Origin of the sequence: Streptomyces sp. (assembly GCF_036566765.1) — a bacterium.
In the GTDB taxonomy this organism is placed as follows: Bacteria; Actinomycetota; Actinomycetes; order Streptomycetales; family Streptomycetaceae; genus Streptomyces.
In genome coordinates this window covers 1-7,347 of sequence record NZ_DATCVQ010000437.1, presented here as the reverse complement: position 1 = coordinate 7,347, position 7,347 = coordinate 1, and the positions used below count along the sequence as shown (strand labels likewise).

Genomic DNA, 7,347 nt, shown 5'->3' with positions numbered 1-7,347 from the left:
CATGGCGATCTCCTCGAAGTGCCTCAGCGGGTGGTACGTGAGCGCCACCGTGCCGTACACGGTGACCAGTTCGCCGACCGCGATCCGGCCGTCGAGCACCGGGCTTCCGGTGTGCGGCGTGTCGGCGGTGGGCGGCCAGCCGCCCGACTCCGGCGGCAGAGCCCCCATCCCGTGCTGCATCCGGTGCCACTCCGTCTCGTTCGTACGTCCGATGCCTCCGGGCACGGTACCGCCCCCGGCGCTCCCAGGGGGAACGGCCGGGGGCGGTCCACAGTGCCCGGTCAGCCAGAGGTCTCCTCGGCCAGCGCCCGCAGGGCCAGCCGGTACGACCCGATGCCGAAGCCCGCGATGGTGCCGGTGGCGACGGCCGCGACCACGGAGGTGTGCCGGAATTCCTCCCGTGTGTACGGGTTCGAGATGTGCACCTCGATCAGCGGCGCGGTCCGCTGGGCGGCCGCGTCGCGCATCCCGTACGAGTAGTGCGTGAACGCACCCGGGTTGAGAACGACCGGAATCGAACCGTCCGCGGCCTCGTGCAGCCAGCGGATCATCTCGCCCTCGTCGTTGGTCTCCCGCACCTCGACGTCGAAGCCGAGCTCCTCGCCGACGGCCCGGCACGACTCGACGAGACCCTTGTACGACGTGGCCCCGTAGATGTCCGGCTCGCGCGAGCCGAGCCGGCCGAGGTTCGGCCCGTTCAGGACGAGCACCCGCCGCTGATCGCTCACGCGGACACCTCGCCGTACGCCGCGAACAGCACGGCCGGGTCCGGGCCCTCCAGGACCACGGGCTTGCCGAGGCCGTCGAGCACGATGAAGCGGAGCAGGTCGCCGCGGGACTTCTTGTCGACCTTCATGGTCTCCAGGAGCTTGGGCCACTGGTCGCCGCGGTAGGTGAGCGGCAGCCCGACCGACTCCAGGACCGCGCGGTGCCGGTCGGCGGTGGCGTCGTCGAGCCGGCCGGCCAGCCGGCCCAGCTCGGCGGCGAAGACCATGCCGATGGAGACGGCCGCGCCGTGCCGCCACTTGTACCGCTCGTTCTTCTCGATGGCGTGGGCCAGCGTGTGCCCGTAGTTGAGGATCTCCCGCAGGCCCGATTCCTTCAGGTCACTGGAGACCACGTCCGCCTTGACCTGGATCGAGCGCACGATCAGCTCGGCGGTGTGCGGTCCGGCGGGGGTGCGCGCGGCGGCCGGGTCGGCCTCGATCAGGTCGAGGATCACCGGGTCGGCGATGAAACCGGCCTTGATGATCTCGGCGAGACCGCTGACGTAGTCGTTGACCGGCAGCGAGTCCAGCGCCGCCAGGTCGCACAGCACGCCCGTCGGCGGGTGGAACGCGCCGACGAGGTTCTTGCCCTCGGCGCTGTTGATGCCGGTCTTGCCGCCGACGGCCGCGTCGACCATGGCGAGGACGGTGGTCGGCACGGCGATCCAGCGCACACCGCGCAGCCAGGTCGCCGCGACGAACCCGGCCAGGTCGGTGGTGGCCCCGCCGCCGACGCCGACGATGACGTCGGTACGGGTGAAGCCGGTCTGACCGAGCGCCTTCCAGCAGTACGCCGCGACCTCGACGGTCTTGGCCTCCTCGGCGTTCGGCACCTGGATGGCGACGGCCTCGTAGCCCTGGTCGGCCAGGTCGGCGCGGAGCGCCTCGCCGGTCTCGGCCAGCGCCTCCGGGTGGATCACGGCGACCCGCTTGGCCCTGTCGCCGATCAGCGCCGGCAGCTCGCCGAGCAGCTGCCGGCCGACCAGCACGTCGTACGGGTCGTGTCCGGCGCTTCCGCCGACGTGGATCCGCGTCACCTGGTCCTGGTCCGTCATACGTCCTTCAACTCCAGTGCGTCGAGGACCGCCTGGGCGACCTCTTCGGGGGTGCGGTCGTCGGTGGCCACCACGACGCGCGCGACTTCGGTGTAGAGGTGGCGGCGCGCCTCCATCAGCTCGCGCCACTGTCGGCGCGGGTTGACGGCGAGCAGCGGGCGGGCTGCGCCGAGGCCGACCCGGCGGACCGCCTCCTCGACGTCCATCGAGAGGTAGGCGACGGGCAGCCCGGCGAGCAGCTCGCGGGTGCCGGCGTCCAGGACGGCGCCGCCGCCGAGCGCGAGGACGCCCTCGTGCTCGGCCACGGCCGCGCGCACCGCCGCGCGCTCGAGCGCGCGGAAGCGCTCCTCGCCGTCCTCCACGAAGATGTCGGAGATCTCGCGGCCCTCGGCGGCGACGATGTCCGCGTCGGTGTCTCGGTACGGCGCGCCGAGCCGTTCGGCGAGCAGCTCGCCCACCGTCGACTTGCCCGAGCCCATCGGCCCGACCAGGACGACAAGCGGTCCGCCGGTCACCGGATCTGCAGGTTGTCGAGGTACGACTGCACGTTGCGGCGGGTCTCGGGGACCGAGTCGCCGCCGAACTTCTCGACGAGGGCGTCGGCGAGCACGAGCGCGACCATCGCCTCGGCGACGATGCCGGCGGCCGGGACGGCGCAGACGTCGGAGCGCTGGTGGTGGGCCACGGTGGCCTCGCCGGTGGCGACGTCGACGGTGGCGAGCGCGCGCGGCACGGTCGCGATCGGCTTCATCGCGGCGCGGACGCGGAGCAGCTCGCCGGTGGTCAGGCCGCCCTCGGTGCCGCCGGAGCGGCCGGAGGTGCGCTTGATGCCGTCCTCGGTCCGGACGATCTCGTCGTGGGCCTGGGAGCCGGGCACCCGGGCGAGCTCGAAGCCGTCGCCGACCTCCACGCCCTTGATGGCCTGGATGCCCATGAGCGCGGCGGCGAGCCGCGCGTCGAGCCGGCGGTCCCAGTGGACGTGCGAGCCGAGGCCGACGGGCACGCCGTACGCGAGGACCTCGACGACGCCGCCGAGGGTGTCGCCGTCCTTGTGGGCCTGGTCGATCTCGGCGACCATCGCCTTCGACGCGTCGGCGTCGAGGCAGCGGACCGGGTCGGCGTCGAGCTTCTCGACGTCGGCCGGGGTCGGGTACACGCCGTACGGGGCCTTGGCGGCGGCGAGTTCGACGACGTGGCTGACGATCTCGATGCCGGCGGCCTCCTTGAGGAAGGACCGGGCGACGGCGCCGAGGGCGACGCGGGCGGCGGTCTCCCGGGCGCTGGCGCGCTCCAGGATCGGCCGGGCCTCGTCGAAGCCGTACTTCTGCATGCCGGCGAGGTCGGCGTGGCCGGGACGGGGCCGGGTCAGGGGCGCGTTGCGGCCCGTCTCCTTGAGCTCGGCCGGGTCGACGGGGTCCGCCGACATGACCTTCTCCCACTTGGGCCACTCGGTGTTCCCGACCATGACGGCGACGGGCGAGCCGAGGGACAGCCCGTGCCGGACGCCGCCGAGGAAGGTCACCTCGTCCTGCTCGAACTTCATCCGGGCACCGCGCCCATAGCCGAGGCGCCGCCGCGCGAGGTGGTCAGCCACCAGCTCGGTGGTGACCGGGACGCCGGCGGGAAGACCCTCCAGCGTCGCGACCAGCGCGGGTCCGTGGGATTCCCCAGCGGTCAGCCAACGCAACCTGCTCAACGATGCTCCTCATGCTCGCGCCTGGCACTGCGACGGCGCGACCGGGTGCGCGGCCCTGGTCGGCCTGCTCCGATCCTCCCATGTCCGAGTGGAGAACCAGGCCGCCGGTCCAGCTATCGGACGCCTAGATCGTCAGATCCGGACACGAGCACGGCGCGCCGACGCTTCACGAGCCGGTTGACGAGGTCGCCGGCCACGAGAAGGCCGATGAGTCCGAGGAGTGTGTACTTCGCCCAGTCGGGCAGCGACGTGAACGCGATCTTGATCCCCGCACCGATCCACTGGACGAGGTCGATCGGCACGTCCCACCGCGAGGCCAGCAGCTCCCCCGGCGCGCTCACCGGGAGGCCAGCGCCGATTCGCCGGCCGCGCGCATCGCCGCGAGAGGGGCGCTGGGCGCCCCGGTCATCTGCTCGACCTGGAGCACGGCCTGGTGGACGAGGAGGTCCAGGCCGCCGACGACCTGCCCGCCGCGGGCGGACCAGGCGGCGGCGAGGGCGGTGGGCCAGGGGTCGTACAGGACGTCGAAGAGCGTGCCGGGCACGTCGGGGACGGCCGCGGCCAGCTCGTCGGTCGTGCCGGCTGGCGTCGTCGCGACGACGAGCGGCGCGGACAGCGCCTCGGCGGCGTCCGCCCAGTCGGCGGTGCGCACGTCGACGCCGAGCCGCTCGCCCCACTGCCGCATCTCGGCGGCGCGGGCCTCGCTGCGCACGTACGCGGTGACCGGACCCGAGCAGACCCTGACCAGCGCGGCGAGTGCGGACGAGGCCGTGGCCCCGGCCCCGAGCACCGCGGCGGACCCCACCTCCTCCACGCCCCGCTCCCGCAGCGCGGCGACCATGCCGGGGATGTCGGTGTTGTCGCCGTACCGCTTGCCGTCCTCCCGGAGGACCACGGTGTTGACGGCCTCGACGGAGGCGGCCGTCTCGCTGATCTCGTCGAGCAGCGGGATGATCGCCCGCTTGAGCGGCATGGTCAGCGAGAGCCCGGCCCATGTCTCGTCGAGTTCGGCGACGAACCCCGGCAGCGCCGCCTCGTCGATCTCGAACCGGCCGTACGACCAGTCGTCGAGCCCCAGCTCCGCGTACGCGGTGCGGTGCAGCACCGGGGAGAGCGAGTGGGCGATCGGCGAGCCGAGCACGGCGGCGCGACGAGGTGCGGACATCAGTTCTTCCTCGACTTGTTGAACTCCTCGACGAGCTTCTGGTGTTCCGCGTTCGTCCTGGTGAACTTGGACGTCTTGCCGTCGAGGGAGATGAAGTAGTACCAGCCGTCCTTGGTCGGGCTGAGCACGCCCACCAGCGCGTCGCTGCCGGGGTTGCCGATCGGACCGGGCGGCAGACCCTTGTAGAAGTACGTGTTGTACGGATTGTCGTACTTCCGCAGCTCTGCGAGGGTGAGATCGATCTTGCTCTGGTTCTTGATGTAGTTGTACGTGGAGTCGAACTCGAGCCGGCCGTACGTCTGCGGGTTGCCGGGCTTGAGCCGGTTGTAGATGACCTCGCCCATCTTCTTGAAGTCGTCGTGCGACGTGCCCTCGGCCTGGACCAGGCTCGCGGCCGTCAGAAGCTGCCACGGGTCCTTGACGCCGAGAGACTTCGCCTTGCCCTCGAGGTCCAGCTCGGTGTACTCGGCGTTCGCCCGCGCGACCATCTTGCGCAGCACGTCCTCGGGCTTCGCGCCCTTCGCGACCGGGTAGCTCGCGGGGTAGAGGAAGCCCTCCAGCGGGTCCTTGACGTTCTCGTGGTTCTTGGCCCAGTCGGGCAGTCCGAGATCCTTCGCCTTCGCCTTCGCGACACCGGCGGTCGTGCCCTTCGCGATGCCGAGGCGCTTGTCGATCTCGTCGTATACCCAGGTGTTCCGCTTGCCCTCGGGGATGACGAAGTTGGCGTGGCTCGCCGGGCTGAGCATCATCTCGACGGCGCTGGCCGCCGACATCCCCTTCTTCAGCGTGTAGACGCCCGCCTGGATCGAGAGGCCCTTGGGGTTCTTCTGCTGCGCGGAGACGAACGCGTCGACGCTCTTGACGACGCCGGCCTCCTTGAGGATGTTGCCGATCTGGTAGCCGCCGGACTCCTTCGGGATCTCGACCTGGACCTCGCCGCTGCCCGCGCCCTCGTAGTCGGGCGCCGCGCCGAACTGGCCCTGCCAGAACTGGTAGCCGAAGTAGCCGACGCCGCCGACGCCGCCGACCAGGACAGCCGCCACGACCAGGCAGGCGAAGCCGTTCTTGGCCTTCTTCTGGCCCTTTCCGCGGCGGTCACGGCCGCCGCCGCGGGACGAGCGGCTCTCCGCCGGGTCGTCGTCGTACTCGTCGTACTCGTCGTCGCGCTCGTGGAGGTCACGGCCCCGGCCGCGCCGGCGACCGCGCTCCTCGGGAGCGTCCTCGCCGGTGAAGAACGGGTGGCTCTCCTCCTCCGGCTCCGCCTGCCAGTCGTTCACCGGCTCCGGCGGGCCCTGCCGCCTGCCCGGGGGCTGCGGCGGCGGGTACGCCTCGGGGGTGCCGTAGAGGTCCTGGTGCTGGCCGGTTCCGTACGGATCGGCGGGCGGCGCGCCGTAAGGCATGGCGGCGTGCTGGCCGGTGTCCCAGTTGCCGTCGTACGGCTGTGCGGGATACCCGGGCGTGTCGTACCCCTGCCCCTGCTGCCCTCCGTACTGCTGGGGAGGCTGCTGTGGAGGGTACGGCTGCTGGTGCGGAGGCTGCTGGGGGTACTGCTGGTGCGTGGGCTGCTGCTGCGGGTACTGCTGGCCGCCGTAGCCCTGCTGCTGCCCGTACGGATCCTGGCCGTAGTCCGCCTGCTGCGCCTGTTGCGGGTACGGCTGCTGCTGGCCTCCCCACCCCTGGTCCCCGTACAAGGGGTCCTCGGGGTGCCACGGTTCGGAGCCGGGGCTCCGGCCATACTCAGTCATCGATCCCCAAACAGCCGCGAGGCTTCCGGACGATCCGCCTCTACGTTGTGCGGCAGATGTTCGAACACCGCCGCATCGCGCGGAACGTTACCGTATCGCGATCAGATGACCACTTCGACGCCCTCGCCGGGCGGATTACCTGATACCCGTTCGGACTCAAGAGCTGCTTGAAGGATGATCACAGCGGCCGCCTGGTCGATCACCGACCGGCCCTTCTTCGACTTCACCCCCGAGGCCCGCAGGCCCTGCGTCGCCGTCACCGTCGTCATGCGCTCGTCGACCAGGCGGACCGGCACGGGAGCGATCCCGCGCGCCATCTCCTGGGCGAAGGCGCGGACCTTGGTCGCGGCCGGCCCCTCGCGTCCCGAGAGGGAGCGAGGCAGACCGACCACGACCTCGAGGGGCTCGTACTCCTCGACGAGTTGTCGCAGCCGCCGGTGGGCGGCCGGGACGTCACGTCCCGGCACGGTCTCCACCGGGGTGGCGAGGACCCCGTCGGGGTCGCACGACGCGACCCCGATCCGGGCGTCCCCGACGTCGATGGCGAGTCGCCGTCCCCGTCTCATCAGGAGGTTTCCACCACGAGCCGCTCGACCGCGGCGATGGCCTCGGGCACGGCCTCCGGGTTCTGGCCGCCGCCCTGGGCGACGTCCGGCTTGCCGCCACCGCCGCCGCCGAGGGTCTTGGCGGCGGTACGGACCAGGTCACCGGCCTTGAGGCCGCGGTCACGGGCGGCGTCGTTGGTGGCGATGACCGTCAGCGGCTTGCCGTTGTTGACGGTGAACAGGGCGACCACGGCGGCCCGTCCGCCCTGGATGCGGCCGCGCACGTCGAGAACCAGCCGGCGCAGGTCGTCGGGCGTGGTGCCGTCCGGGACCTGGCCGGTGACGACGGCGACCCCGTGGATGTCCTTGGCGGA

The 7,347-nt window shown here is 71.9% G+C and carries 10 protein-coding genes; all 10 read right to left on the bottom strand.

The features are described 5' to 3' along the window. On the bottom strand, window positions 1–225 hold a 225-nt coding region (locus tag VIU94_RS25805), incomplete at its 3' end, for a hypothetical protein (RefSeq protein ID WP_331914622.1). Between the two features lie 56 nt (window positions 226–281). Then, entirely contained in the window at window positions 282–728 is a 447-nt protein-coding gene (aroQ, locus tag VIU94_RS25800) for a type II 3-dehydroquinate dehydratase (RefSeq protein WP_331914620.1), read from the bottom strand. Further along, entirely contained in the window at window positions 725–1,822 is a 1,098-nt protein-coding gene (aroB, locus tag VIU94_RS25795) for a 3-dehydroquinate synthase (protein ID WP_331914618.1), read from the bottom strand. Before aroB ends, aroQ begins: the two co-directional genes overlap by 4 nt. Further along, window positions 1,819–2,337 carry a shikimate kinase gene (locus VIU94_RS25790; RefSeq protein ID WP_331914616.1) on the bottom strand — a complete coding sequence of 173 codons (519 nt, stop codon included), beginning with the start codon at window positions 2,335–2,337 and terminating at the stop codon, window positions 1,819–1,821. The genes aroB and VIU94_RS25790 overlap by 4 nt, the downstream gene beginning before the upstream one ends. Continuing rightward, complete coding sequence (gene aroC, locus VIU94_RS25785; RefSeq protein WP_331914614.1) at window positions 2,334–3,518, bottom strand: chorismate synthase; 1,185 nt, start codon at window positions 3,516–3,518, stop codon at window positions 2,334–2,336. Before aroC ends, VIU94_RS25790 begins: the two co-directional genes overlap by 4 nt. Before the next feature lie 113 nt (window positions 3,519–3,631). Next, window positions 3,632–3,859: a hypothetical protein gene (locus VIU94_RS25780; protein ID WP_331914612.1), complete on the bottom strand. Its 228-nt coding sequence runs from the start codon at window positions 3,857–3,859 to the stop codon at window positions 3,632–3,634. Beyond that, the gene (locus tag VIU94_RS25775) at window positions 3,856–4,683 is read right to left on the bottom strand and encodes a shikimate dehydrogenase (RefSeq protein WP_331914610.1); all 828 of its coding nucleotides are present in this window, start codon (window positions 4,681–4,683) and stop codon (window positions 3,856–3,858) included. Before VIU94_RS25775 ends, VIU94_RS25780 begins: the two co-directional genes overlap by 4 nt. Next, window positions 4,683–6,428: an endolytic transglycosylase MltG gene (mltG, locus tag VIU94_RS25770; protein WP_331914608.1), complete on the bottom strand. Its 1,746-nt coding sequence runs from the start codon at window positions 6,426–6,428 to the stop codon at window positions 4,683–4,685. Before mltG ends, VIU94_RS25775 begins: the two co-directional genes overlap by 1 nt. A gap of 101 nt (window positions 6,429–6,529) precedes the next feature. After that, window positions 6,530–6,994, bottom strand: a complete 465-nt coding sequence (gene ruvX, locus VIU94_RS25765; protein ID WP_331914606.1) for a Holliday junction resolvase RuvX — start codon at window positions 6,992–6,994, stop codon at window positions 6,530–6,532. Continuing rightward, window positions 6,994–7,347: DHHA1 domain-containing protein (locus tag VIU94_RS25760; RefSeq protein ID WP_331914604.1), on the bottom strand; the 354-nt coding region annotated here is incomplete at its 5' end. The genes VIU94_RS25760 and ruvX, both read right to left, overlap by 1 nt.

Coding starts and splice junctions, on each gene's coding strand:
- aroB (WP_331914618.1), bottom strand. CDS start 1,822: ATGACGGACCAGGACCAGGTGACGCGGATCCACGTCGGCGGAAGCGCC.
- VIU94_RS25775 (WP_331914610.1), bottom strand. CDS start 4,683: ATGTCCGCACCTCGTCGCGCCGCCGTGCTCGGCTCGCCGATCGCCCAC.
- mltG (WP_331914608.1), bottom strand. CDS start 6,428: ATGACTGAGTATGGCCGGAGCCCCGGCTCCGAACCGTGGCACCCCGAG.
- ruvX (WP_331914606.1), bottom strand. CDS start 6,994: ATGAGACGGGGACGGCGACTCGCCATCGACGTCGGGGACGCCCGGATC.